At 64.5% G+C, this 24650-nt stretch carries 19 protein-coding genes and 2 pseudogenes; 13 read left to right on the top strand and 8 right to left on the bottom strand.

The features are described from left to right. The first annotated feature begins 19 nt into the window (after positions 1 to 19). Together HAP41_RS36010 and HAP41_RS36005 are read left to right on the top strand one after the other, a co-directional pair. Positions 20 to 2029 (top strand): HAMP domain-containing methyl-accepting chemotaxis protein, encoded by a 2010-nt coding sequence (locus HAP41_RS36010; RefSeq protein WP_166085728.1) that lies wholly within the window; start codon positions 20 to 22, stop codon positions 2027 to 2029. Positions 2030 to 2325: 296 nt separating this feature from the next. Continuing rightward, a pseudogene (locus tag HAP41_RS36005) lies at positions 2326 to 4336 on the top strand (methyl-accepting chemotaxis protein). 58 nt (positions 4337 to 4394) lie between these two features. Here HAP41_RS36005 and HAP41_RS36000 read toward each other — a convergent pair. Then, entirely contained in the window at positions 4395 to 5081 is a 687-nt protein-coding gene (locus HAP41_RS36000) for a glutathione S-transferase family protein (protein WP_166085739.1), read from the bottom strand. Positions 5082 to 5242: 161 nt separating this feature from the next. Continuing rightward, on the bottom strand, positions 5243 to 6118 hold the full coding sequence (locus HAP41_RS35995; protein ID WP_166085751.1) for a LysR family transcriptional regulator: 876 nt from the start codon (positions 6116 to 6118) through the stop codon (positions 5243 to 5245). A gap of 103 nt (positions 6119 to 6221) precedes the next feature. Here HAP41_RS35995 and HAP41_RS35990 point away from each other — a divergent pair, with 103 nt between their 5' ends. After that, positions 6222 to 7112: an SDR family NAD(P)-dependent oxidoreductase gene (locus HAP41_RS35990; protein ID WP_166085767.1), complete on the top strand. Its 891-nt coding sequence runs from the start codon at positions 6222 to 6224 to the stop codon at positions 7110 to 7112. Positions 7113 to 7128: 16 nt separating this feature from the next. Here the strand turns inward: HAP41_RS35990 and HAP41_RS35985 are convergent, their stop codons facing one another. Together HAP41_RS35985 and HAP41_RS35980 are read right to left on the bottom strand one after the other, a co-directional pair. Continuing rightward, positions 7129 to 7455 (bottom strand): hypothetical protein, encoded by a 327-nt coding sequence (locus HAP41_RS35985; protein ID WP_071916154.1) that lies wholly within the window; start codon positions 7453 to 7455, stop codon positions 7129 to 7131. Between the two features lie 180 nt (positions 7456 to 7635). Beyond that, a complete protein-coding gene (locus HAP41_RS35980) occupies positions 7636 to 8766 on the bottom strand; it encodes a site-specific DNA-methyltransferase (protein ID WP_071916153.1) in 1131 nt (376 codons plus the stop codon). A 401-nt stretch (positions 8767 to 9167) separates the two neighbouring features. Between HAP41_RS35980 and ypfJ the strand changes: the two genes are divergently transcribed. The 5 genes from ypfJ (at position 9168) to HAP41_RS35955 (ending at position 14681) form a co-directional block, all read left to right on the top strand. Further along, positions 9168 to 10109 carry a KPN_02809 family neutral zinc metallopeptidase gene (ypfJ, locus tag HAP41_RS35975; protein ID WP_166085824.1) on the top strand — a complete coding sequence of 314 codons (942 nt, stop codon included), beginning with the start codon at positions 9168 to 9170 and terminating at the stop codon, positions 10107 to 10109. A gap of 156 nt (positions 10110 to 10265) precedes the next feature. Then, positions 10266 to 10829, top strand: coding sequence for a molybdenum cofactor biosynthesis protein B (gene moaB / locus HAP41_RS35970; protein WP_071916152.1), 564 nt, complete (start codon positions 10266 to 10268; stop codon positions 10827 to 10829). Positions 10830 to 11208: 379 nt separating this feature from the next. Further along, complete coding sequence (locus HAP41_RS35965; RefSeq protein ID WP_029085027.1) at positions 11209 to 12069, top strand: tyrosine-type recombinase/integrase; 861 nt, start codon at positions 11209 to 11211, stop codon at positions 12067 to 12069. Between the two features lie 20 nt (positions 12070 to 12089). Then, the gene (locus HAP41_RS35960; protein WP_166053869.1) at positions 12090 to 13316 is read left to right on the top strand and encodes an IS91 family transposase; all 1227 of its coding nucleotides are present in this window, start codon (positions 12090 to 12092) and stop codon (positions 13314 to 13316) included. A gap of 418 nt (positions 13317 to 13734) precedes the next feature. Further along, a protein-coding gene (locus HAP41_RS35955; protein WP_166063836.1) for an IS630 family transposase occupies positions 13735 to 14681 on the top strand; the annotation gives its coding sequence in 2 pieces (ribosomal slippage) (positions 13735 to 14074 and positions 14074 to 14681; 948 coding nt in all). A 140-nt stretch (positions 14682 to 14821) separates the two neighbouring features. Here the strand turns inward: HAP41_RS35955 and HAP41_RS35950 are convergent. Both HAP41_RS35950 and HAP41_RS35945 read right to left on the bottom strand, forming a co-directional pair. Next, the gene (locus tag HAP41_RS35950) at positions 14822 to 15799 is read right to left on the bottom strand and encodes a bifunctional helix-turn-helix transcriptional regulator/GNAT family N-acetyltransferase (RefSeq protein WP_166085889.1); all 978 of its coding nucleotides are present in this window, start codon (positions 15797 to 15799) and stop codon (positions 14822 to 14824) included. A 66-nt stretch (positions 15800 to 15865) separates the two neighbouring features. Then, positions 15866 to 16441: a glycosyltransferase family protein gene (locus HAP41_RS35945; RefSeq protein ID WP_166085894.1), complete on the bottom strand. Its 576-nt coding sequence runs from the start codon at positions 16439 to 16441 to the stop codon at positions 15866 to 15868. 335 nt (positions 16442 to 16776) lie between these two features. Between HAP41_RS35945 and HAP41_RS35940 the strand changes: the two genes are divergently transcribed. Together HAP41_RS35940 and HAP41_RS35935 are read left to right on the top strand one after the other, a co-directional pair. Then, positions 16777 to 17616 (top strand): RMD1 family protein, encoded by an 840-nt coding sequence (locus HAP41_RS35940; protein ID WP_166085911.1) that lies wholly within the window; start codon positions 16777 to 16779, stop codon positions 17614 to 17616. 165 nt (positions 17617 to 17781) lie between these two features. Beyond that, entirely contained in the window at positions 17782 to 18165 is a 384-nt protein-coding gene (locus HAP41_RS35935; protein WP_071916148.1) for a hypothetical protein, read from the top strand. Between the two features lie 179 nt (positions 18166 to 18344). Here the strand turns inward: HAP41_RS35935 and HAP41_RS35930 are convergent. Continuing rightward, a pseudogene (locus HAP41_RS35930) lies at positions 18345 to 19524 on the bottom strand (acetate/propionate family kinase). A gap of 4 nt (positions 19525 to 19528) precedes the next feature. Then, entirely contained in the window at positions 19529 to 21916 is a 2388-nt protein-coding gene (locus tag HAP41_RS35925) for a phosphoketolase family protein (protein WP_166085965.1), read from the bottom strand. Between the two features lie 210 nt (positions 21917 to 22126). Here HAP41_RS35925 and HAP41_RS35920 point away from each other — a divergent pair, with 210 nt between their 5' ends. From HAP41_RS35920 to HAP41_RS35910, 3 genes are all read left to right on the top strand, one after another. After that, positions 22127 to 23290 carry a PA0069 family radical SAM protein gene (locus HAP41_RS35920; protein WP_071916145.1) on the top strand — a complete coding sequence of 388 codons (1164 nt, stop codon included), beginning with the start codon at positions 22127 to 22129 and terminating at the stop codon, positions 23288 to 23290. A gap of 23 nt (positions 23291 to 23313) precedes the next feature. Next, positions 23314 to 23769, top strand: a complete 456-nt coding sequence (locus HAP41_RS35915; protein WP_166085970.1) for a VOC family protein — start codon at positions 23314 to 23316, stop codon at positions 23767 to 23769. A gap of 76 nt (positions 23770 to 23845) precedes the next feature. Further along, positions 23846 to 24616: a ribonuclease HII gene (locus HAP41_RS35910; RefSeq protein ID WP_166085979.1), complete on the top strand. Its 771-nt coding sequence runs from the start codon at positions 23846 to 23848 to the stop codon at positions 24614 to 24616. Positions 24617 to 24650: the final 34 nt, after the last annotated feature.

Genomic DNA, 24650 nt, shown 5'->3' with positions numbered 1-24650 from the left:
ACTTGGGTGGACAGTGGGAATGCCGAACTTTCGTTTGCGGATCAGGGGGCGCCTGTACGCAGGCTTCATGGCCTTGGTGGCGGTTGGTCTCGTGATGGCGGTGGTCGCCATCTGGAATTTGCGGTCCGTGCAGGACCAGGTCGCAAAGGCTTCGGCGTTTTCGGACAGCACGGCGCGGGTCCTGGAGGTCTCGACCCATCTTCAGGCGATCCAGCGCGCCAATCTGCGCTACATCTACGACGCCAGCGAGCCCGCAATGAAGGAGGCCGCAGAGCGGGAGACCGCGGCGACCGAGCTGTTGAAGGTCGGGGCGCAGGGGACGCTCTCCGAGGAGCGGCGGAAGCTCTACAACGATCTGATCGCCGACATCGCGAAAATGCGAAGCCTGCGTGACAATCTCGGCGACGCCGTCAATGAGGCGCGGACCGGCAAGGCGACGCTGCTGCCGAGCGGTGACGAACTGACTGTCAAGATGGGCAAGCTGGTCGATGTGGCGCGCGCAGCCGTCGACGAAGACACCGGGGCCCTCGTTGCGGATCTCGAATCCAGGCTCCTTCTCGTCCAGATCGCGAACTGGCGTTTCCTGGCCCTGCGCGACAGCAAGGGGCCCGCCAACTTCAGAACCAATGTGGGCAGGGCGTCGCAGCGCCTCTCGGCGCTCGAAAAGAGCCCGCAGGCGACCGAACTGCGCACGACGCTCGCGCCGGTGAAGACCTCGCTCGGAATCTACAAATCCGCGTTCGAGACGACGTCGGCCGCGATGCTCCAGGCCGACGAGATCTACCACAAGAGCCTCGCGCCCCTCATCGTCGACAGCATCGCCAAGCTCAAGGTCGCGGAAGCCGCCTTGAAGAAGGACTACAAGGAGTCGCGCAGCCAGGCCGAAGCCGTGATTGACGGCACGACTACGGTACAGGGGATCGCGGGCGGACTCGCCACCCTGTTCGGATTGATCGTCGCCTTCCTGATCGCCCGCAGCATCGTCGGTCCCCTGACGTCGATGACGCGAGCGATGGGGCTGCTGGCCGGCGGCAATCTCGAGGTCGAGATTCCCGGGCGCGGCAAGGCCGACGAGATCGGCGACATGGCCAAGGCGATCGAGGTGTTCAAGACCAACATGATTGACACCGAACGGCTGCGCACGGAGCAGACCGAAACCGAGGCGCGCCAGGCGGAGAGCCGCAAGGCCGACATGGTCCGGCTCGCCGACCAGTTCGAGCAGGCGGTCGGCGAGATCGTCGACACCGTGTCGTCGGCATCGAACGAGTTGGAGGCTTCCGCTGGCACGCTGACGACGACCGCGACGCGCGCGCAGAATCTGTCGACCGAGGTGGCCTCGGCGTCACAGGAGGCCACGGCCAATGTGCAGGCGGTGGCGTCCGCGACCGAGCAGCTGTCCTCCTCGGTCACCGAGATCGCCCGCCAGGTGCAGGAATCCGCCCGGATCGCCAACGAGGCGGTCGGGCAGGCAAGCAGGACCAATGAGCGCGTCGGCGAGCTGTCCAAGGCGGCCGCCCGCATCGGCGACGTGGTCGAGCTGATCAGCACGATTGCCGGCCAGACCAACCTCCTGGCGCTGAACGCCACCATCGAGGCCGCGCGCGCCGGCGAGGCCGGCCGCGGCTTTGCGGTGGTCGCCTCCGAGGTCAAGGCGCTGGCCGAGCAGACCGCGAAGGCGACCGGCGAGATCGGCCAGCAGATTTCGAGCATCCAGGCCGCGACCGAGCAGTCGGTTGGCTCCATCCGGGAGATCAGCGGCACGATCGAGCGGCTGTCGGAAATCTCGTCGGCGGTTGCCGCCGCCGTGGAAGAGCAGGGCGCTGCGACGCAGGACATCTCCCGCAACGTCCAGCAGGCCGCCCATGGTACGCAGCGCGTCTCGATCAATATCGGCGACGTCCAGCGCGGCGCGTCCGAGACCGGCTCGGCCTCCTCGCAGGTGCTCTCGGCGGCGCGCTCGCTGTCTTCAGACAGCAACCGGTTGAAGCAGGAAGTCGCGAAGTTCCTGAACTCGGTCCACGCCGCCTGACCGGCGCGGACCCGCAAAAGCAAAGGTCCACGCGCATGCGCGTGGACCTGCCATGGCGGCGTGGTGGGATGAGGACATCGCTCGCGCGCGCCACCGCTTGATGTCCGGAATACGGTGGTGTCTTCGTCGGCTTCTCCGTATTCGACACCGGTAAAATACAGCCGCAATTAACAATTGTTCCGCATTGTACGGCAGCGCAGCGCGATTCTCGCAGGCGTGGCTGCAATGATCAGTCGTTGCAATCGCGCCAAGGTCGTCGGCTGCTTCTGCTTTTCTGCTGCAATGGGTGGACAGTGATGCCGAGCTTGCGTTTGAGAATTCGGGGGCGTCTCTACGCCGGATTTTCGGTTCTCGTGGTCGTTGGTTTGATCATGGCCGCGGTTGCGGTCTGGAATTTGTGGGCCGTCCAGGGCCAGATGGCGCGGCTCTCCGCGCTCTCGGACAACACCGCCCGCGTTCAGGAAATCTCGATCAACCTTCAGGCGCTGCGGCGTGCCAATCTGCGTTACATCTATGACGCCAACGAGCCGGCCTTCAAGGAGGCAGCGGAGCGGGAGGCGGCGACGGCGGAGCTGTTGAGGGCCGCGGCCAAGTCGACGGTCTCCGAGGAGCGGCTCAAGATCTACAATGGCCTCGTCGGCGACGTCGACAAGATGAAGTCCCTGCGCGAGCGCATGGGCGCTGCCGTCAACGAGACGACGAAAGGCAAGGCCACTTTGCTCGCCGGCGGCGACGAGCTCACCGCTAACACCGGCAAGCTGGTCGAGGCCGCGGGTGCAACCGGCGACACCAGCGTGACCGCCCCCGTCGCCGATCTCGAATCCAAGATCCTCCTTGTTCGTGTCTCAAACTGGCGCTTCCTCGCCGTCCGGGACGCGAAGGGGCCGGCGACCTTCAGGACCAATGTCGATCGGGCGCAGCAAGCACTCAAGTCACTTGAGGGGGCCGGTCTGCCGGACGAGGTCAAGGCCGCGTTCGGGCCGATCAAGAGTTCACTTTCGACCTACAAGGGGGCTTTCGAGACGACATCCGCCGCAATCCTCCAGGCCGATGAAATCTACCGCAACGAGATCGCCCCTCTGATCAGCGATAGCGTCGACAAGCTCAAGGTGGCGGAGACCGGATTGAAGGCCGACTACCAGAAATCGCGCGCGGCCGCCGATGGCGTCATTGCCAACACGACCTGGATTCAGGAAGTCGCCGGCGGCCTTGCGATCCTGTTCGGCGGCCTCGTCGCCTTCCTGATCGCGCGCAGCATCGTCGGACCGCTGACCACGATGACCCGGGCGATGGGAGCCCTCGCCGGTGGCGATCTCAAGGTCGAGATCCCCGGCCGCGGAAATCGCGACGAGATCGGCGAGATGGCCAAGGCGATCCAGGTGTTCAAGGAGAGCATGGTCGAGACCGACCGTCTGCGCCACGAGCAGGTCGAGGTCGAGGCGCGGCAGGCGGAGAGCCGCAAGGCCGATATGCGAAACCTGGCCAATCAGTTCGAACGAGCCGTCGGCGAGATCGTCGACACCGTGTCGTCGGCATCGAACGAGCTCGAGGCTTCCGCGGGCACCCTGACCACGACAGCCAGCCGCGCCCAGGATCTGTCGACGGAAGTCGCCAGCGCCTCCCAGGAGGCCTCGGCCAATGTGCAGGCCGTTGCCTCGGCGACCGAGGAGCTGTCCTCCTCGGTCTCGGAGATCGCCCGTCAGGTGCAGGAATCCGCCCGCATCGCCAGCGAGGCTGTGGGTCAGGCAACGCGGACCAACGAACGGGTCGGTGAGCTGTCCAAGGCCGCCGCCCGCATCGGCGACGTGGTCGAGCTGATCAGCACGATTGCCGGCCAGACCAATCTGCTGGCACTGAACGCGACGATCGAGGCGGCGCGTGCGGGCGAGGCCGGTCGCGGCTTTGCCGTGGTCGCCTCCGAGGTCAAGGCACTGGCCGAGCAGACGGCGAAGGCGACCGGCGAGATCGCCCAGCAGGTCTCCGGCATCCAGGCCGCGACGGAGGAGTCGGTCGGCTCGATCCGGGAGATCAGCGGCACCATCGAGCGGCTGTCGGAGATCTCGTCGACGGTCGCCGCGGCCGTGGAAGAGCAGGGCGCTGCCACACAGGAAATCTCCCGCAACGTCCAGCAGGCCGCTCACGGCACGCAGCGCGTCTCGACCAATATCGGCGACGTGCAGCGCGGCGCCTCCGAGACCGGCTCGGCCTCCTCGCAGGTGCTCTCGGCGGCGCGCTCGCTGTCTTTCAGACAGCAACCGGCTGAAGCAGGAAGTCGCAAAATTCCTGAGCTCGGTCCACGCCGCCTGAGCAGCAAACGCAAAAGGCCACGCGCATGCGCGTGGCCTCCAGAAGCTGCGAAGCGCGATCAGGCGACCTTCGTCGTCATGTGCTTGAACATGTTGGCGCGCGCCTCGTCGTCCATCTCGGCCTTGAAGGTGAACTTGTCCTTCAGGGCGATCGCACTCGCCGCCGCCGGCCGCGCCGAGATCTCGTCGACCAGCCGCTTCACGTTCGGGTAGCGCGCAAAGGCATCGTCGCCGAGCTTGAACGGCACCATCCGCGCCCAGCCCCACAGCGCCATGTCGACGATCGAATAGCTGTCGCCGACCATATAGCTGCGGCCTTTGAGGTGACCGTCGAGAATCTTGTAGTGACGATCGGTCTCGTACTGGTAGCGGTTATGGGCGTAGTCGTGGTTCTGGTCCTTCGGCGCAAAATGCTTGAAGTGCACGGCCTGGCCCGAATACGGCCCGACGCCAGTGGCAATGAACATCAGCCATGACAGCGTCTCGCCGCGGACGTTGGCGGCGGGGAGGAATTTGCCCGTCTTCTCGGCGAGGTAGAGCAGGATGGCGTTCGAGTCGAACACGATGGTGCCGTTGTCGTCGATCGCCGGCACCTTGCCGTTCGGATTGATCTTCAGATAGTCCGGCGCGAACTGTTCGCCCGTGCGGGTGTCGATCTTGACCGGCTCGAAGGCCAGGCCGGACTCTTCGAGATAAAGCGCGACCTTGGTCGGGTTCGGCGATCCGTTGAAATAGAACTTGAGCATGTTTGTCTCCCCAATTCCCTTTTTAGAGAATGATTGCGGCGTCGCGGCCTTCTGTGCCTGAACATGGCCGGGGAGAGCAACCGGCGAGTTTGCCGGGCGGTGTCTGCGCGGTACGCAGATCAGCCAGCGTAACAAAGGCCGATCGCCGCCGTAATGGCGGTTCAAGTCCGGCTGAGCCGTTCCCGCAGGAATTCGATGAAGCGCTGCGTCTTGGCTGGCAGCAGGCGCGTCTCGGTGACTGCGTAGACGGTGACGGGCGAGCCCTGCCATTGCGGCATGATGCGACGCAGCCGGCCATCCGCCACTTCGTCGGCCACGATCTCTTGCGGCAGAAAGGCGATGCCCATGTCGAGCGTTGCGAGGCGGCGGATCAGTCCCACGTTGTTGAGCCGAAAACGGCCGCCGACGTCGGTCTGCTCCATCTGCGTGCCCCTGTGTAACGTCCACGCACTCACCTTCGTCATGCACAGGCATTGATGATGGGTGAGGTCCGCAGGTTCATGCGGCTCGCCGTTGATGCCGAGATAGCGCGGCGAGGCGTAGAGATATCCCGGCATGCGGGCGAGCGGCCGCGCGATCATGTGGGACGGCTCTGACTCTCCGACGCGGATCGCCAGATCGAACGGCTCCGATACGAGATCGACACGTCGCGGCGTCAGGTCGAATTCGAAATCGATGTCGGGATATTGCTGCGCGAATTCGGAGATCAACGGTGCGAGGTAGGTGTTCGCGTAATCCACCGGCAGCGAGACGCGGAGCATGCCGCTCGGCTGCGCCAGCATCCCGTCCAGTTGCTCGTGCGCCAGGCGCGCCTCGTCCACAATGCGCTTGCAGCGCTCGAAGTAGATCTGGCCGGCTTCGGTCAATTCGATCTTGCGGGTCGTCCGGTTCAACAGGCGAAGCCCGATCTCCTTCTCCAACAGATCGATCCGGCGCGACAGCGTCGAATTGGGCATGTCGAGGGTCTTGGCGGCGCGACGGAAGCTACGGGCCTTCGCGACCTCCACGAACAGCGCCATATCGTTCAGCAACGCCATTTCATTATTCCATCAATGGATCAATCAGTTCCAATTTACGGCATTTATTCCATTGAGTGGAAGGTCCATCTGCCCTTTGCTGACATTGCAGGGCGAGCCATCCATGAAACGCGTAGAACTCGACAAGAACCTGAAGGTGAATCCGCCGGCGCTCGAAGGCCTCAGGCTCGCTGGATTGAATGTGGCGGTGATCGGCGGCACCGGCGGCATTGGCCGGGCGTTCAGCCGCCAATTGGCGGCCAAGGGGGCGCGTGTCCTCGTCGTCGGCCAGACATTCCGCGATCAGAACGTGCCGGGCATCGCATTCATGCAGGCCGATCTGAGCCTGATGCGGGAAGCCAGGCGGATCGGCCGTGAGCTTCCCGCCGAGACGCTCGATATCGTCGTCTTCACGACCGGCATCATGGCGGGGCCCAGGCGTGAGGTGACGGCGGAAGGCATCGAACGCGATCTTGCTGTCAGCTATCTGAGCCGCTTCGTCATCCTGAACGCGATCGCCTCTCGTCTTGGAAGGGACAGGGCCACGGCCACATTCAAGCCTCGGATATTCGTCATGGGATTTCCCGGGACGGAGCAGAGAGCCGATGTCGCCGATCTGAATTCGGAACGGAGCTACAAGCGGTTCGCGGCCCACTCGAACACCGTGGCGGGCAACGAAGTGCTCGTCCTCGAGGCCGCCAGGCGCTTTGCCGATGTCGATGTGTTCGGCCTCAATCCCGGCTTCGTGAAGACCGATATTCGCGCCAATCTGCTCGGGTCGCGTGCGCTCGTCTCGCTGATCAACTGGCTGACCAGCTTCATGATGGTCGAGCCGGACGCCTATGCCGAGCGACTGGTGCCGCTCCTGGTGTCGCCTGATCTCAACGGCCGCAGCGGTGTCATGTTCAACAACAAGGCTGAGGCGATCCTGCCGAGCCCTTCGTCTGCGGAGCGATCCTACGCGGCGGCGCTCATGGATGCCTCCGATCGATTGATCGCTCGTCTGGCGCCGTGAGGCCGCGCCTCGACGCTCAACTGGAATAGAGCAGGCCGACGACGGCGATGACGATCATCCCGGCGCCGACAGCGTCCAGCCGCATCGCGAGCCGCGTTGCGGCGTGCATGCTGGAGGCCCGCGTCTTGCGCTCCGATCCGCGCGCGTAGCCGTGTACGATGACGTCGTGATTGAAATTGTCATGCGCCTCGTTGCTGCTGGCGAGCCCGACGCAGACCATCAGCACGCCGAAGATCGCGAGGCCGAAAAAGCCGAGCAGGGCGATCAGGAACATAGGAAACATGCCGAGCAGGAAGATCGGCAGCAGCGGCACCAGCAGCAATGTCTCGGACTGTCGTCGCATGGGAGCCGGACCGGTCAGGACGGGGCTGATCGGGCGAATCTAGTCCTGGCTGTGGCGGCATTCAAGGAGCCGTAGGGTGGGCAAAGCGAAGCGTGCCCACCAAATCTGCGTCCCGGGGAGAGAGATGGTGGGCACGGCGCAAGGGCGCCTTTGCCCACCCTACGAGATCGCGGGAAGTGACTACTCCGCCCCGATCCCCGCACGGATCTCGGCGCGGAACTCGTCGATCAGCTTGAGACCCTTCTTGGTCTCGACATGCCAGAAGGTCCAGCCGTTGCAGGCTTGCGCCCCTTGCGCCACGGCGCCGATGCGGTGGATCGAGCCGACCTTGTCGCCCAGCATGATGGCGCCGTCGGCGCGCACCAGTGCTCCGAGCTTCTTCTTGGCGTCGAACAGCTTTGTGCCGGGCATGATCATGCCGCGCTCGATCAGCTCGGAGAACGCGACCCGAGGCGCTTCGCGCGCGGTCATGAACGGAGCGAGGCTTTCTTCCGGCAGCGGCTCGACCGCGGCGATGCGAGCTTCGGCGGCCTTCGCGTAGGTCTTGTCGCGCTCGAAGCCGATATAGGAGCGGCCAAGACGTTTTGCGACCGCGCCGGTGGTGCCGGTGCCGTTGAAGGGATCGATCACGAGATCGCCGGGTTTCGACGACGACAGCAGCACGCGCGCGAGCAGGCCTTCCGGCTTCTGCGTCGGATGCACTTTCTTGCCGTCGGCGCCCTTGAGGCGCTCCTCGCCGGTGCAGAGCGGGATCAGCCAGTCGGACCGTGCCTGCACGTCCTCGTTCGCCGCCTTCAGCGCCTCGTAGTTGAACGTGTAGCCCTTGGCTTTTTCGTCACGCGCGGCCCAGATCATCGTTTCGTGCGCGTTGGTGAAGCGGCGGCCGCGGAAGTTCGGCATCGGGTTCGACTTGCGCCAGACGATGTCGTTTAGAAGCCAGAAGCCGAGATCCTGCATGATCGCGCCGACGCGGAAAATGTTGTGATAGGAGCCGATCACCCAGATCGTCGCCGACGGCTTCATCGCGCGGCGGGCGGCAAGCAGCCAGGCACGGGTGAAATCGTCATAGGCGGAGAACGAATCGAACTTGTCCCAGTCGTCGTTGACGGCATCGACATGGGATTCGTCGGGGCGCTTCAGATCGCCCTTGAGCTGGAGATTGTAGGGCGGATCGGCGAACACGAGGTCGACCGAACCGGCCTGAAGCTTCGACATCTCGGCGACGCAATCACCGAGGATGATGCTGTGCGAAGCGGACTCAAAATTTGTGCGGGGCGCCCTTGCAGACGCCCCGCGACGCGACACTACCATGACTCAAGAACTCTGACTCAGGCGACGCTGTCGGCGACGCGGGACCAAACAACCGACTGACCGTTACAATGGAGCGGCAAAGTAAAAATCGACTTAACCCGCCGCTTTCGTGAGCATCCCTCGCATCGCGCATGGCGCGCGTTTCGCTCTGCGCATTCGTCGTGTTTTCCAGTGTATTTCGTATTTCTTCGCGCTGCGGGAGCAGTCAGGTCGCCAAATTTCTCTCGGAAAAAATTGCACGACCCCGGAAAAAATTGCTGGCATCGGCATGCTGTCGCACTAGGCAATAATTGCCGAGCGGGATATTGATTAACGCATTGGAAATTTTACGTGTGTGGCGCGTTGAGCTTTCGCGCTTTTGCGCCCAAATGACGCCAATTGAGGACTGAGGGAAACCCGCCATGCGTTATGATGATTTCCGCCGCAGCGACGACATTGAGGATCGCCGCGACGGCGGTGGCGGCATGGGCGGCGGCGGAGGCGGAGGCGGGTTCGGCCTGCCGATGGGCGGCGGCGGTCTAGGCATCGGCACCATCATCGTGCTCGGCCTGGTCGGTTATGCCTTCGGCATCGATCCGCGCATCCTGATCGGCGGCGCCGAGATCCTCACCGGCGGCGGACAGGCGCCTTCCTACCAGACCGATCGTCAGTCGACCTCCGCCAAGCGCGGCGCGCCGACCGACGAGATGGGCAGCATGATCTCCGGCATCCTCGGCGAGATCGACGACCGCTGGAGCGAAATCTTCCAGGCCAGCGGCCAGTCCTACACCGGTCCGAAGGTCGTGCTGTTCCGCAACGTCACCAATGGCGGCCGCTGCGGCCGGGCAGAGTCGGCGATGGGGCCGTTCTACTGTCCGCCGGATCGTACCATCTTCCTCGACACCAGTTTCTTCCGCGAGGTCGAGACGCGCTTCCGCGGCTGCTCCGGCAAGTCCGCCTGCAACTTCACCACCGCCTACATCATCGCGCATGAGGCCGGCCATCACATCCAGAACCTGCTCGGCATCATTCCGCGCGTGACGCGGCTGCAGCAGCAGGCCGGCAGCAAGGCCGAGGCCAATGCGCTCCAGGTGAAGGTCGAATTGCAAGCCGATTGCCTGTCCGGCGTCTGGGTCAATCGCGAGTCGAAGAAGCGTCCGAACTTCCTCGAGCCCGGCGACATCGACGCCGCGTTGACCACGGCGAGCGCGATCGGTGACGACACGCTGCAACGCCAGGCCACGGGACGCGTCGTGCCCGATTCCTTCACGCACGGCTCGGCGGCGCAACGCAAGCAGTGGTTCATGACCGGCTACCAGCAAGGCACCGTCCAGGCCTGCAACACGTTCGGCAGCGGGTCGTAGTCGCCAGGACTTCGTGCCCCGGACGCAGCGCAGCGCTTCTTCAGCGGTGCGCTGCAGAGCCGGGGCCCACAATGCCGGTCTCTCAGCTCTGGGTCCCGGCTCTGCGACGCACCGCTGACGCGTTGCATCGCGTCCGGGACACGAGAGGAAGGACCAATGGCCTCCATCGACGAAACGAAACAGTTCATCCCGCTCAACATCGCGGTGCTCACCGTGTCCGACACGCGCGCGCTCGCCGACGACAAGTCCGGCCAGACGCTGGCCGATCGCCTCACCGCGGCGGGCCATCATCTCGCCGCGCGCGAGATCGTCACCGACGATGTCGAGGCGATCCGCGCCGTCGTCCGCCGCTGGATTGCGGATACCGGCGTCGACGTCGTCATCACCACCGGCGGCACCGGTTTTACGGGGCGCGACGTCACGCCGGAGGCGATCGAGCCGCTGTTCGAGAAGCGCATGGACGGCTTCTCGATCGCCTTCCACATGCTCAGCCACGCCAAGATCGGCACGTCGACGATCCAGAGCCGCGCCACCGCCGGCGTCGCCGGCGCCACCTACATCTTCTGCCTGCCGGGCTCGCCCGGCGCCTGTCGCGACGGCTGGGACGGCATCCTCGCGGCCCAGCTCGACTACCGCACGCGTCCCTGCAATTTCGTCGAGATCATGCCGCGCCTGGACGAGCATCTGCGAAGGGCAAAGGCGCAGGGCGCGACGGTGTAAGTGCGGACGCTGATGATTTTTCTTCCCTTCCCCCCTCACGTCCGCCGAAGCCTTGGCGAAGGCGGATGTGGGGGAAGGTGGCGCGAAGCGCCGGATGAGGGGTATCCATCCGCACGGACCGCTCGGAGACATACCCCTCACCCAAGTGAGTTCGTATCTACTGGCGTCGCTGCCCTCTCCCGCAAGGGGCGAGGGCACAATCATGCGCATCGCGCCCGCTGCGCCAGTGATAGCGACTAGAGCATTTTCCGACCGGAAAGAATCGGGTGGGGATTGAACGAAGCCGCTGCCGCGGCGTAGGGGGCAAGGTGGCATAGATCGCCTCCTGGCTGAGAGGATGTGGGTGTTGGAGCCCACCCCCTCAGACAGGAGTATCGAGATGGCCGATTTGAGCCCTCTTCGCCGCCGCATGATCGAAGACATGACCGTCCGCAATCTGTCGCCGGCGACGCAAAGATCCTACATCAGCGCGGTTTCGAAGTTCAGCCGCTATTTTGGCCGATCGCCTGACCGGTTAGAGCTGGAAGACGTCCGCGCCTTCCAGGTGCATTTGGTCTCGACCGGCATCTCATGGCCGGCGCTGAACCAGATCGTCTGTGCGCTACGGTTTTTCTACGGCGTCACGCTCGGCGAGGCGCTCATCCCAGAGCGCATTCCCTATGCGCGAGAACCGCGCAAGCTGCCGGTCGTTCTCAGCGCCGACGAAGTGGTTCAGTTTCTTGAAGCGGTATCGAGCCTGAAGAGCCGCGCCGCGCTCACCACCGCCTATGCGGCCGGGCTCAGGGCCTCGGAGGTTGCGGGACTGCGGATCGAAGACATCGACAGCGCCCGCGGCGTCATCCAGGTGCGCCACGGCAAGGGCGCGAAGGATCGCAACGTGATGCTGTCGCCCCAGCTGCTGGGCATCCTGCGCACCTACTGGCGGCTCGCCCGGCCGCGGCTTTATCTGTTCCCTGGTCGTGACGAAGATCATCCGATCGATCAGACCGTGCTGCATGCCGCCTGCCGGTCGGCGGTGAAGGCTGCGGGCCTGACCAAGCGCGTCACGCTGCACACGCTGCGCCACAGCTTCGCGACACATCTTCTCGAGAACGGAACCGATATCCGGATCATCCAGGTCTTGCTCGGGCACAATAATTTGTCGTCGACAGCGCGCTACACGCAGGTCGCCACCGATACGATCCGAGCGACGCAGAGCCCGCTCGATCGCCTGTCGCTGGAGGTGACGCCACCTGGATGACCCGCAGCGGGATGCGGGTCATGACCCGCTCCGACATCCGCTCCAACAGGCCCGCCATCGAGATTGCCGATATTCTGCGCCGGCATGGCGACGCCTATCGCCGTGTACATGCCGGTCATCTGGGGCGGGTCGAGCGGCGCGTGATGAGCGCGATCGTTGCGTGCCGGACCGAGGCGCTCGGCGGCCACATGCAGGCTTGCGACGACTGCGGCACGACACGCGTTGCCTATAATTCCTGCCGCAATCGGCACTGTCCGAAGTGTCAGGGGAGAGCCCGAGCCGCGTGGCTCGCCGCGCGTCAAGCCGACCTGCTTCCGGTTCCCTATTTCCACGTCGTCTTTACACTTCCCGCACCGATCGCCGCGATCGCTTTCCAGAACAAGGCCGTCGTCTATGCCATCCTGTTCAAGGCTGCCGCCGAGGCGATGACGACGCTCGCCGCCAATCCACGCCGGCTCGGCGGTGCGATCGGCGGCGTCGCCGTCCTCCACACCTGGGGACAGACGCTGATGCATCATCCCCACGTCCATTGCGTCGTTCCGGGTGGCGGCCTCTCGCCCGATGGCGCGCGCTGGACCGCTTGCCGACCGAACTTCTTCCTGGCCGTCAAACCGTTGTCCAGACTATTTCGCACACTTTTTCTCAAACGTCTGTCGGCAGCCTTCAACTCCGGTGCCTTGCGTTTCTTCGGCGATCTCGGAGCTCTGGCCGAGCCGGCTGCCTTTGCGGCCCACCTCGACGCCATGCGACGCATCAACTGGGTTGTTTACGCCAAGCGGCCCTTCGGCGGACCCGCACAGGTCCTGGCCTATCTCGGCCGCTACACCCATCGCGTCGCGATCGCCAACAGCCGGCTCGTCGCACTCGACGACGATCATGTCGCCTTCTCATGGAAGGACTATCGCCAAAACAGCGCGACAAAGATCATGAATCTCAAGCCCGATGAGTTCATTCGCCGTTTCCTGCTTCATACGCCGCCTGACGGCTTCCACCGCATCCGCCACTTCGGCTTCATGGCCAACCGCCATCGCGCTGCCAAGCTCGCCCTTTGCCGCGAACTTCTCGATCATGAGCGAACAGCCCCAAACGATGGCCAGCCGTCGCCTGTGGATTCGGAGGCTCAAACCTGGGCCGAGGTTCCTGCCTGTCCCGATTGTGGTGGCGTCATGCGCATCATTGAGCGCTTTCGACATAGCTTCAGACGCCCCAGCCCTCGAACATCACCGTTCCGATGCGACACATCGTGAGCCAAGTCATGTCGTGCACGACGATCATCATTCGTCATTTCGCTCCCAGCGTCTCGATCATCGCGGACGATGTCGAATCCGTGCTGTCACACTGCGCGACAACAACCGTCCGATGCAGCAAAAGGCCTATCGCGATCTCAGGCGAAGCGCGTCTGATCTCAACTCTTCCAGGATGCGCACTCCTGTGTCTCTGCCTCACGCGCCGAGCCAGCAGATCGGGCATGGCGATCTCGAACAATCCCCATAGCTGCAAAACCGCGAATAGCCTCCCGCGCCTTCGTTCAATCCGGCTTCAATGAGGTCGCGTCATAAGCGCCTGCCGCGCCCTCGCGTGAGCGCGACCTCACAGAACCCTCCAGATTCCCAAAACGGCGCGAGTCAGATTCAAGCTGCATGCTGGCGAGGGAGGCCAGCATGTATGGCCAGGGCGCTTTCGGTTGATCTTCGCCAAAGGGTGGTAGCCGCGATTGACGGTGGCATGTCCTGTCGACAGGCTGCTGAGCGCTTTGGTGTCAGCGCGGCCAGTGCAATCCGCTGGCGCGGTCGCCTCAAGAAAGTTGGCGACATCGTTCCTAAACGCCAGGGCGGTGACCGCAAATCGCAGCGCATCGAAGCGCATTCGCAATTGATTCTGGAGGCGGTGACAGCGAGGCCGGATATCACGCTTGCCGAGTTGCGAGAACTGTTGAAACGTCGTGGAATATCGACTGGCATCGCGTCGCTCTGGCGTTTTTTCCAGCGCAGAAAGATCACACTTAAAAAAAGACAGCGCACGCCGCCGAGCAACGGCGCGGCGATATAAATGCCGCACGTGAGGAGTGGTTCGAAGGGCAAATCGACCTTGACCCTGAGCGTCTCGTCTTCATCGACGAAACCAGCGCCAACACCAAAATGGCGCGGCGTTACGGGCGCTCGCCACGCGGCGAGCGATGTCGTGCAGCTATCCCACACGGACATTGGAAGACGACGACGTTCACCGCTGGATTGCGCTCCGACGGTCTGATCGCGCCGCTTGTTCTGGACGGTCCAATGGATGGCGACGCTTTCCTGGCCTACGTCGAGCAATTGCTCGCCCCATCGCTGCGGCCGGGCGATACCGTTATCATGGACAACTTGCCCGCTCACAAGGTCCATGGCGTTCGAGAGGCCATCCAGGCGGTCGGAGCTAGCCTGCTCTATCTTCCGCCCTACAGTCCAGACTTCAACCCGATTGAAATGGCCTTCTCCAAACTGAAAGCGCTGTTGCGGACCGCCGCAGCCCGCACCATGCCCGATCTCTGGCAAGCAATCGCCAACGCTCTCAAACGCTTCTCACCCGAGGAATGTCAAAATTATCTCGTCGCGGCTGGTTACGACGCAACGTGATCGGAAAACGCTCTAGCTCTTCCGTCGCAGCGAGCTCCACACCATGCGCCACATAGTCCGGCACGCCTCCGCGTGCAGCCGTCGTGCGCGGCGCTTGTAGAGATCGACGAGCTCTCCCGTGATGAGCGCGTGCCCCCGCATCAGAGATCGCGCTCCCAGGTTTCGCCGGTGAGGTTCTGGCCAAAACTGCGATGCGGCTCGGTGGCGGTCAGCTTGAAGCCGGCATCCTGATAGATTTTTCGCGCGGCGACCAAATTGCTCTGCGTCCACAGCGTCATCCGCCGATAGCCGCAGGCGCGCGCGAAAGAGACGCATTCGGCGACCAGCCGTTGGCCTAGCCCCTGTCCGCGTGCGGCCGGATCGAGCAGCAACAGGCGCAGCTTGGCGACGTCGTCGCTGGCCTTGACCAGAAATACCGAGCCGACCGGCCGGCCCTCGATGTCGGCGATCCAGCAGCGCTCGCGCGAGGCATCGTAGGAGGTCATGTATTTGGCGACGATCTCGGCGACCAGCGCCTCGAAGCCGGAGTCGAAACCGTATTCGCTGGCGTAGAGTGCGCCGTGGCTCTGCACCACCCAGCCCATGTCGCCCGGGAGGGGCTCGCGCAGGGTCGCGCGCGGGGATGGCCTGCGCGGCATGGCGAGCAGCCGCTCGATCGTCTCCATCGCACCGGTGAGCTTGCTGCGCTCCTCATCCGGCAGCGGCCGCAGCATCGCGGCGACGTCGTCCTGGGACGAGCGTTCGAGCTTGGCGAACGCCTGGCGGCCCTTCGCGGTCAGGCTCAACTGAACCTGCCGGCGGTCGCTCGGAAGCGGCTTGCGCGCGATCAGGCCGCTCTCGTCGAAATTCTGCACGATGCGGCTGAGATAGCCGGCGTCGAGCCCGAGCGCGATGCCGATCTCCTTCGCCGACTGCTCGCCACCATGGGCCAGCTCGTAGAGCACGCGCGCCTCGCTCAGCGAGAACGGGCTCTTCAGGAGCTGCTGGTCGAGCACGCCGAGCTTCTGGGTGTAGAAGCGGTTGAAGGCGCGAACCGCCTGGACCTGGTCGTCAGCGACCTGTTCGGTCGAAGCGGGGCCGGATGGCGAAGGGCTGGATGACGAAAGGGCTGATGGCATGGGTTACCTCGATATTTGCCACTGTCAAACAATTATTTGACTTTGGCAAGTATAAGATCAGTGACCTCAGCCGACCATGACGATCCGGCTGCGCAGCATGGTCCGGGACGAGCGGCCGAGCCGCCGGAGCAGCCGCGCCTCGGAACGGCGGGCCTGGGGCGGGTAACCGCCGATCCGGTCGTAATGATCGCGCGCGATCAAAAGTCCCTGATCGCCGAGGGGGCCGACGAGCTTGCGCGCCACCGCGCGGAGCATGTCGCGGAATCCGGTATCGGCGTAGGGCGAGCGCGCGTAGCGGAACACCGCCGCGCGATCCCGGCCGCTGGTCGCGACGGCTTGGATGAACTGGGTGGTCTCCTCGATCCAGCCGGTTTCCAGCACCGCGCCGGCCGGGAGGAACATCAGCCAGGGCGAACGGGCCTGGAGCGCACCGGCGGCAAGCGCCGCGCCCTGCGAAGAACCCTCGAAGCCGATGAAACGGCAGCCTGCAACGTCCGCCACGCGCTCGATGACGCCGTTGCGGGTGCCGTCGACCAGCAGCACTTCGCGGATGATGCCCGCAGCGGCACCGGGTACCAGCGCGGCCAGAGTTGCGACCGCCGTCTGCTCGACGCCTTCGGTCGGTATGATGACGCTCAGCATGATTGAGGCTTCGATGTCTGCACTTCGGGAGAAGCGTAGCTTGTTATGAATGTGTCATAAACACGCGGCGTCGCCGAGTGCAACTTTTCGCCGGTGTTCCGGCATGCGATGGTAGATCGCCGCCGGTCTATCGCAGCCGAATATGTCGTGCGCGGGGTGGCCCTGTTGCCGAATGTTTCCGCGAATGTCGTTTCCGTGAGCTTCAAACGGGGGCTTTCTCTGCCGATATGATCGGGGCGAGGACGGCACGTTCCGCAAGGCTGCACCGGCAGTCTGACACAAACCTTGTGACGGGAAAAACGTGCAACGCTCGCCGCGCAAAGTGAGATAGTCCAGTGAACGCCGATCAACTTCCCGTTGGCACCACGCCAACATCGCCGAAGCCGGAGGCCGCGCCGACCCTGCGGATCCGCGCCGTGATGCTGGGCGAACGCATCAATCCGTCCGGGCTCGAGCTTGGCGCACCTGTCTCCTCGACGCCTGCTGCCTTCCGCGTCCATGCCGGGCTCGTGGTCATCTTCCGCTACGGCGTCGTGGTGCTGATCGGCCTCCTCCCTTCGGAGGAGAAGGTGCTGATCGACAGCCTGAAACCGCGGGTGACCGGCGAATTCAGCCCTTTTGAAGAGGAGATCGCACAGGCGCAGCTCTGCAAGGATGAGAACGCCGAGGCGATTCAGCCCGGCGGGCCGATCTGCCTCGCCAAATTCTCCGACGATCGGCTGCTGATCGTTGCGGACGCGCTCGCCAAGAGCACCTCGCTCGCCCGCGACGAGCGCCGCGTCGCCGCGGTTTTCGACGTGATCGAGCCCTTTGCGCGGGCGCTCGCCGAGCAGGGCCGCACCCCGCCCCGGCGCAAGAACATCCTGCAACTGATCGGCAATGCGCTTCTGGTCCAGCAGCGCGTCGCCGGCCGTGTCGCGGTGGCCGAGAAACCGGACGTGCTCTGGGAGAAGCCCGAGCTCGATCGCCTCTATGCCCGTCTCGAAGACGAGTACGAATTGAAGGAGCGCCTCGACACGCTCGAGCGCAAGCTCACCGCGGTCTCGGAAACCGCCAACGCGCTGACCGACATCATCGACACCCAGCGCTCGCTACGTCTGGAAATCGCAGTCGTGGTGCTGATCGTGATCGAGGTCGTGATCGGGTGCATCCAGATCCTGTCGGGCACGCATTAGATCGGCCTGCACGCCACTGTGCGGGCGGGGAACCGTCGTTCATGTAGATGAACGTTGATCCAAATCAAAGGCACGAAGCTCCAGCGCACGAGACTTCGATCGGACCCGCGGTCGACGCGATGTGCAGCTGTCCGCGGCTTCCTCCCTCGAAGAAGGAGTACGCTGATGTTGCGTCAAGCTCTCATCGCTTCGGCAGCCGCAGCTATGCTGCTTGTCGCCTTCACTCCCGATGACGCATCTGCCCGCGGCGGTCGCGGCGGCGCCATGCGCGCAGGAGGTTTCCACGGCGGTGCCGTGCGGGCAGGAGGCTATCGCGGGGGCGCGGTCGCGGCGCGTGGATATCGGGGCGGTGCTGTCGCCGTGCGCGGCGGGCGTTACGGCTATCGGGGCGCTTATGCAGGGTATCGCGGATATCGTTACGGCGTCGGTGCGGCGGCAGTGGGGGCCGCGGCGATCGGCGCAGCTGCGACGGGGGCCTACTACCGCAGCGGCTGCGGCTATGACGCTTACGGAAACTATGTTTGCCCGGGCGGGTACTCTCCGTACTGAGCGGAGCGACGTAGTTGGCCCATGGTGCTCGAAGCGCTGGCGAAATCGTTTGCTTTGCGCACCATGGTCATTTCGACAGTGGCGCAGCAGCGCTGCAACAAGTCATGGCCCGACAACTCATGGCCCGCTGAAATTCTCCCACGGGGGAGAAGGGAAAGATGCAGCGGTCGACCGGGCTTTCATTTCGCTCGCAGCACAGCCGCGCAATGCCGAGCGATCGTCAGCTCCTCATTCGTCGGAATGACGAACACATTGACGGTGCTGCCACTGCTGCTGATCCGCTCGCGTGCCGCGTCATTCGCACCCGCGTCAATATGCACGCCGAGCCACCCAAGCCGCTCACCAATCGCGGCGCGGATTTCCTTCGCATGCTCGCCGATGCCGCCGGTGAAGACCAGACAGTCCAGTCCGCCCAGTGTGGTCGCCATCACCGCGACCTGCTGCGCCGCACGGAAGACGAACAGGTCGACCGCTTCCCGCGCCGCAGCCTCGCCGCTTGCCAGAAGCGTGCGCATGTCGGCAGAGATGCCGGAGACGCCGAGCAGGCCTGACTCGTGATAGAGCAGGTGCTGCACATCCTCGACCGACATCCTCTCGTGCTGTTGCAGATAGAGCAGCACGCCGGGATCGATCGTGCCGCTCCGGGTGCCCATCACGAGGCCATCGAGCGGCGTCAGCCCCATCGTGGTGTCGACGCTGCGGCCATCGCGCAAGGCGCACAGGCTGGCGCCATTGCCGAGATGCGCGATGACGGTGCGCTTCGCCGCAAGCTCCGGCGCGATCGCAACGAGACGGCCGGCGACTGATTCAAAGGAGAGTCCGTGAAAGCCGTAGCGCCGAATGCCGCGTTCCTCGAGGCGCCGCGGAATGGCGAAGCGGCTCGCGGGCGGAGCCATGCTGTGATGGAAGGCGGTGTCGAAGCAGGCGATTTGCGTCAGGTCGGGCTTCATTGCCCTGATAGTACGGACCGGCGCCAGACACCGCGGCTGGTGCAGCGGCGCAAGCGGCGCGCGCTTCCAGCTTCGCATCGACCTCATCCGTCAGCTCAACCGGGCCCGAATAATCCGGCCCGCCATGAACGATGCGGTGACCGAGGGCGCGCAGGCGGTGGTCGGCAAAACGCTCCTCGATGAAGCCGAGCACGTCCGCGAACAGATGGCCGCTGTCCGCATCGGATGCTTCCCTCTGCGTCTCGAAAAGGTCTCCGCCCGCGGGGCTTTTCACCACGAGCCGCGGCTTCGCCTCTTGCTCGTCGAGCAGGCCCTTGCAGAGCAGGGCAGGCTCGGCCGCCGCGATGTCGAACAGGCCGAACTTGATGCTCGACGAGCCCGAGTTGAGCACGAGGGCCGACGCCGTCATGACGTCAACCCGCTTTGCCCGGCCAGACCCAGTCGCGAATTTCAGGCATGTCCTCGCCGTGTTCGCGCACATAGTGCGAATGTTCGATCAGTCTGTCGCGGAACTGCTGTTGCACCTGCGCGGCCTTGGTCGCCAGACCCGGCACGCGCGCGATCGCCTCGATCGCGAGGTGATAGCGGTCGAGCCCGTTGAGCACGACCATGTCGAACGGCGTCGTCGTGGTGCCTTCCTCGGCAAAGCCGCGCACATGCATTCCGGCATGGTTGGTGCGGTTATAGGTGAGACGGTGGATGAGATAGGGATAGCCGTGATAGGCGAAGATCACCGGCTTGTCTGGTGTGAACAGGCTGTCGAAGTCACGGTCGGATAGGCCGTGTGGGTGCTGGTCTTTCGGCTGCAGCGTCATGAGGTCGACGACGTTGACGACGCGGATCTTCAGATCGGGCAGCGCCTTGCGCAGCAGATCGACGGCGGCGAGCGTCTCCAATGTCGGCACGTCGCCGGCGCAGGCCATCACGACGTCGGGCTCGCCATCCGCATCCTCCGTGCCGACCCAGGTCCAGATGCCGATGCCGGCATCACAATGCGTGGCGGCGTCCTGCATCGACAGCCATTGCGGCGCCGGCTGCTTGCCGGCGACGATGACGTTGATGCGGTCATAGGTGCGCAGGCAGTGATCGGCGATCCACAACAGCGTGTTGGCGTCGGGCGGGAAGTAGATGCGGACTATGTCGGCCTTCTTGTTGGCGACGAGATCGACGAAGCCGGGATCCTGATGGCTGAAGCCGTTATGGTCCTGCCGCCAGACATGCGAAGTCAGGAGATAGTTCAGCGAGGCGATCGGTCGCCGCCAGGGCAGATGCCGCGTCACCTTCAGCCATTTGGCGTGCTGGTTGAACATGGAATCGACGATGTGGATGAAGGCCTCGTAGCAGGAGAACAAGCCGTGCCGTCCGGTGAGCAGATAGCCCTCGAGCCAGCCCTGGCAGAGATGCTCGCTCAAAACCTCCATCACCCGGCCGTCCTGGGCGAGATGCACGTCGTAAGGCTCAGTCGGCTCCATCCAGACCCGTTCGGTCGCCTCGAACACGGCGTCGAGCCGGTTTGACGCGGTCTCGTCCGGGCCCATGATGCGGAAGTTGCGCGCTTCTGCGTTGAGCCGGATGACGTCGCGCAAAAATTTGCCGAGCTCGCGCGTTGCTTCGCCGGTGACGCCGCCGGGCTGCGGCACGTCGATCGCAAAATTGCGGAAGTCCGGCAGCTTCAGCTCCTTCTTCAGCAGGCCGCCATTGGCGTGCGGATTGGCGCCCATGCGCCTGTTACCTTCGGGCGCCAGAGCCTGGAGCTCGGGAATGAGCGCGCCGCTGCCGTCGAACAGCTTCTCGGGCTCGTAGCTGCGCATCCAGTCTTCGAGGATTTTCAAGTGCGCCGGGTTCTCGCGACAGCTCGCAACGGGAACCTGATGCGCGCGCCAAAAGCCCTCGACCTTCTTGCCGTCGACCTCCTTCGGGCCGGTCCAGCCCTTCGGGCTGCGCAGCACGATCATCGGCCAGCGCGGCCGCTCGACGCTGTTACGGCCGTCGCGGGCATGCTGCTGGATCGAGCGGATGCTGGCGAGCGCGACGTCGAGCGCGTCCGCCATGGCCTGGTGCATCAATTCGGGATCGTCGCCCTCGACGAACAGCGGCTCGTGGCCGAACCCGCGGAACAGGTCGCGGATCTCCGCGTCGCGCGTCCGTCCGAGCACGGTCGGGTTCGCGATCTTGTAGCCGTTGAGGTGCAGGATCGGCAGCACAGCGCCGTCATGGGCGGGATTGAGGAACTTGTTCGAGTGCCAGGACGCCGCGAGCGGGCCGGTTTCGGCCTCGCCATCGCCGACGACGCAGGCGACGATCAGGTCGGGATTGTCGAATGCGGCGCCATAGGCGTGCACCAGCGCGTAGCCGAGCTCGCCGCCTTCGTGGATCGAGCCCGGCGTTTCCGGCGCCGCGTGGCTCGGAATGCCGCCGGGGAAGGAGAACTGCCTGAAAAGTTTTCGCAATCCGTCCGTATCGCGCGCGACGTCAGGATAGATCTCGCTGTAGCTGCCCTCGAGATAGGTGTTGGCCACCATGCCCGGGCCGCCATGGCCGGGACCGCAGATATAGAGCACGCTGACATCGAGCGCGCGGATGACGCGGTTGAGATGGGCGTAGATGAAGTTCAAACCGGGCGTCGTGCCCCAATGGCCGAGCAAGCGCGGCTTGATGTGCTCCGGCCGCAACGGCTCGCGCAGCAGCGGATTGTCGAGCAGATAGATTTGCCCGACGGAGAGGTAGTTCGCGGCGCGCCAATAGCGATCGAGCAGATCGAGCTCGCTGCTCCCTGAGGCCGATTGTCGTTGATTTGTCATGTTCCTGCTGACCTTCACCTAGCGATCGTCACCAACTTTGTTCCGGTGCGATTGATCCCTGTCCGGCATCGAACCGGATCGCCGCGCCGGATGTGTTGCGTGAGGTCAAAGGACCGCGCCCGAAATTTGGGCGGCTACTGTGCATGGGGTTGTTTTCGAGTTTTTTGTTTTTGTTCTTGATTTGTTCCTTTGGCGTGCTATCTTGGCTTCATGAGTCCAGCATCCTCTCATGCTCTCAAGCACCCGCCGGTCACGGCGCCCTCCGAGCCGGCGGGTGCGGACTCTGATTTTCCCGAACTGGCGGTCGCCATCGACAAACAGCGCCGGCGAGGGCGGGGCGCCCAGTCCAATGCCAGCGGCCGCTTCGAGGCCGAGGCCCGCGTCGCCTTCGACGATGGCTGGCAGAGCCTGGAGGAGCTGCCGCCGTTCAAGACCACCGTTGGCGTCGACACCTCGCGCAAGGTGATCACCCGCAACGAATCCCCCGATATCGGCTTCGACCGCTCGATCAATCCTTATCGCGGCTGCGAGCACGGCTGCGTCTATTGTTTCGCGCGGCCGACGCACGCCTATCTCGGCCTGTCGCCGGGGCTCGACTTCGAGTCAAAGCTGTTCGCCAAGCCAGATGCGCCGGCGCTGCTCGAGAAGGAGCTGGCCGCGACCGGCTACGAGCCGCGGATGATCGCGATCGGGACCAACACCGATCCGTATCAGCCGATCGAGCGCGAGCGCAAAATCATGCGCGGCATTCTCGAAGTGCTGGAGCGCGCCAGCCATCCCGTCGGCATCGTCACCAAGTCGGCGCTGGTGGTGCGCGACATCGACATTCTCGCGCGGATGGCCAAGCGCAACCTCGCCAAGGTCGCGATCTCGGTCACCTCGCTCGATCCAAAACTCGCGCGCACCATGGAGCCGCGCGCGGCGACGCCGCCGAAGCGGCTGGAGGCGCTGAAGCAGCTCTCCGAGGCCGGTATTCCGACCACCGTGATGGTCGCGCCCGTGATCCCCGCGCTGAACGATTCCGAGATCGAGCGCATTCTCGATGCCGCCGCCCATGCCGGCGTCAAGGAAGCCTCCTATGTGCTGCTGCGGCTGCCGCTGGAGGTGCGTGATCTCTTCCGCGAATGGCTGATGGCCAATTATCCGGACCGCTACCGCCACGTCTTCACCCTGATCCGCGACATGCGCGGCGGCCGCGACTACGATGCGAAATGGGGCGAGCGGATGAAGGGCACCGGACCGATGGCCTGGACCATCGGCCGCCGCTTCGAGATCGCCTGCGACAGGCTTGGGCTGAACAAGCGGCGCTCCAAGCTGACGACGGATCACTTTGCGAGGCCGAAGCGGAACGGCGATCAGCTCAGCCTGTTCTGATCGGGAAACGGAAGAGGCGTAGCATGAGCCAGGAACTTACCGCGCCGGTGCCGCGGCTCACCGTCATCACACTGGGTGTGAACGACATTCGTCTCAGCATCGCCTTCTATGACGCGCTCGGCTTCGCGCGTCGGCTGAAGGCGACCGGCGAGGCCGTCGCCTTCTATGATACCGGTGGTCCGGTGCTGGCCCTGTTTCACTGGGACAAACTCGCGGCCGACGCCAAGTTGCCGGACAATCCGAGGCCAGCGACCTTCCGCGGTATCACGCTCGCATGGAACTGCGCCACGCGCGACGAGGTCGATGCGGTTCTGGCCTTCGCTGTCGGCAAGGGCGCCGCGCTGCTGAAAGCGGCGCATGAGACCGACTACGGCGGTTATTCCGGCTATTTCGCCGACCCCGACGGCCATCCCTGGGAAGTCGTGGTCGCGCCGGGCATCGAGGTCGGAGAGGACCGGCGGGTGCATCTGGCCGAGTAGGCGGCTGGTCTGAATAACGGGAATTGTCCGGGGTTCCCGGTTGCGCGGGCCGAGCCGCTTGCGCACGATCCCGGCCATGATTCGAGATAAGTCCGCCAGGAAGACAGTCAAAGAAACGCCAAAGAGGGCCGCGCCCGCCAAGGCGAGCTTCCGCCGCGAGCGCGCGCTGATCAAGCGCGGTGTCTGGCCGATCGCGGGTTGCGACGAGGCCGGTCGCGGGCCGCTGGCCGGACCCGTGGTCGCGGCCGCCGTGATTCTCGATCCCGACCGCATTCCCCGCGGCATCGACGATTCCAAGCGCCTGACGGCCGAGGAACGCGAGAAGCTTTTCGAAAAGATCTGCGCCACCGCGCAGGTCTCGGTCGCCGTCGCCTCGCGCTCCCGGATCGACCGCGACAACATCCTGCGTGCCTCGCTGTGGGCGCTGAAGCGCGCCGTGGTGGCGTTGCCCGACGCGCCGCGTCATGTGTTTGTCGACGGCCGCGATCGGCTCGACACCGCCTGCGACTGCGAGGCCGTGATCGGCGGCGACGGCATCGTCCTGTCGATCGCCGCAGCCTCGATCATCGCCAAGGTGACGCGCGACCGGCTGATGTGCGCGCTGGCGCAGGACTGCCCCGGCTATGGCTTCGAGCAGCACAAGGGCTACGCCGTCCCGGAGCACCTCGACGCGCTCGACCGCCTCGGTCCCACCATCCACCACCGTAGCTTCTTCGCCCCCGTCGCCGCCGCCCGCGCCAAGCACATGCCCTGGACCGTCGAGCCGGTGCGGGACTTGTTCGCGGTGACTGAGCTCGAGGTGCAGGTGGAAGCGAGCGTTGAAATTGATGCGTCAGCGGGCCTCTAGGGCAGACGGTCGTTGCCACAACGCGCAGCGCCCT

Source organism: Bradyrhizobium barranii subsp. apii, from assembly GCF_011516635.5.
In the GTDB taxonomy this organism is placed as follows: domain Bacteria; phylum Pseudomonadota; class Alphaproteobacteria; order Rhizobiales; family Xanthobacteraceae; genus Bradyrhizobium; species Bradyrhizobium barranii.
The sequence above is the reverse complement of the archived record's forward strand: the minus strand, read 5'-3'. Positions and strand labels throughout refer to the sequence as shown.

Bases quoted from the DNA above. Each gene is read 5' to 3' on its own strand.
- HAP41_RS35935 (WP_071916148.1), top strand. From the start codon at position 17,782: ATGTTGCGTCAAGCTCTCATCGCTTCGGCAGCCGCAGCTATGCTGCTT.
- ypfJ (WP_166085824.1), top strand. From the start codon at position 9,168: ATGCGTTATGATGATTTCCGCCGCAGCGACGACATTGAGGATCGCCGC.
- HAP41_RS35990 (WP_166085767.1), top strand. From the start codon at position 6,222: ATGAAACGCGTAGAACTCGACAAGAACCTGAAGGTGAATCCGCCGGCG.
- HAP41_RS35925 (WP_166085965.1), bottom strand. From the start codon at position 21,916: ATGACAAATCAACGACAATCGGCCTCAGGGAGCAGCGAGCTCGATCTG.
- HAP41_RS35965 (WP_029085027.1), top strand. From the start codon at position 11,209: ATGGCCGATTTGAGCCCTCTTCGCCGCCGCATGATCGAAGACATGACC.
- HAP41_RS35910 (WP_166085979.1), top strand. From the start codon at position 23,846: ATGATTCGAGATAAGTCCGCCAGGAAGACAGTCAAAGAAACGCCAAAG.
- HAP41_RS35985 (WP_071916154.1), bottom strand. From the start codon at position 7,455: ATGCGACGACAGTCCGAGACATTGCTGCTGGTGCCGCTGCTGCCGATC.
- HAP41_RS35945 (WP_166085894.1), bottom strand. From the start codon at position 16,441: ATGCTGAGCGTCATCATACCGACCGAAGGCGTCGAGCAGACGGCGGTC.
- HAP41_RS36000 (WP_166085739.1), bottom strand. From the start codon at position 5,081: ATGCTCAAGTTCTATTTCAACGGATCGCCGAACCCGACCAAGGTCGCG.
- HAP41_RS35960 (WP_166053869.1), top strand. From the start codon at position 12,090: ATGACCCGCTCCGACATCCGCTCCAACAGGCCCGCCATCGAGATTGCC.
- HAP41_RS35915 (WP_166085970.1), top strand. From the start codon at position 23,314: ATGAGCCAGGAACTTACCGCGCCGGTGCCGCGGCTCACCGTCATCACA.
- HAP41_RS36010 (WP_166085728.1), top strand. From the start codon at position 20: ATGCCGAACTTTCGTTTGCGGATCAGGGGGCGCCTGTACGCAGGCTTC.
- HAP41_RS35995 (WP_166085751.1), bottom strand. From the start codon at position 6,118: ATGGCGTTGCTGAACGATATGGCGCTGTTCGTGGAGGTCGCGAAGGCC.
- HAP41_RS35950 (WP_166085889.1), bottom strand. From the start codon at position 15,799: ATGCCATCAGCCCTTTCGTCATCCAGCCCTTCGCCATCCGGCCCCGCT.
- moaB (WP_071916152.1), top strand. From the start codon at position 10,266: ATGGCCTCCATCGACGAAACGAAACAGTTCATCCCGCTCAACATCGCG.
- HAP41_RS35980 (WP_071916153.1), bottom strand. From the start codon at position 8,766: ATGGTAGTGTCGCGTCGCGGGGCGTCTGCAAGGGCGCCCCGCACAAAT.
- HAP41_RS35920 (WP_071916145.1), top strand. From the start codon at position 22,127: ATGAGTCCAGCATCCTCTCATGCTCTCAAGCACCCGCCGGTCACGGCG.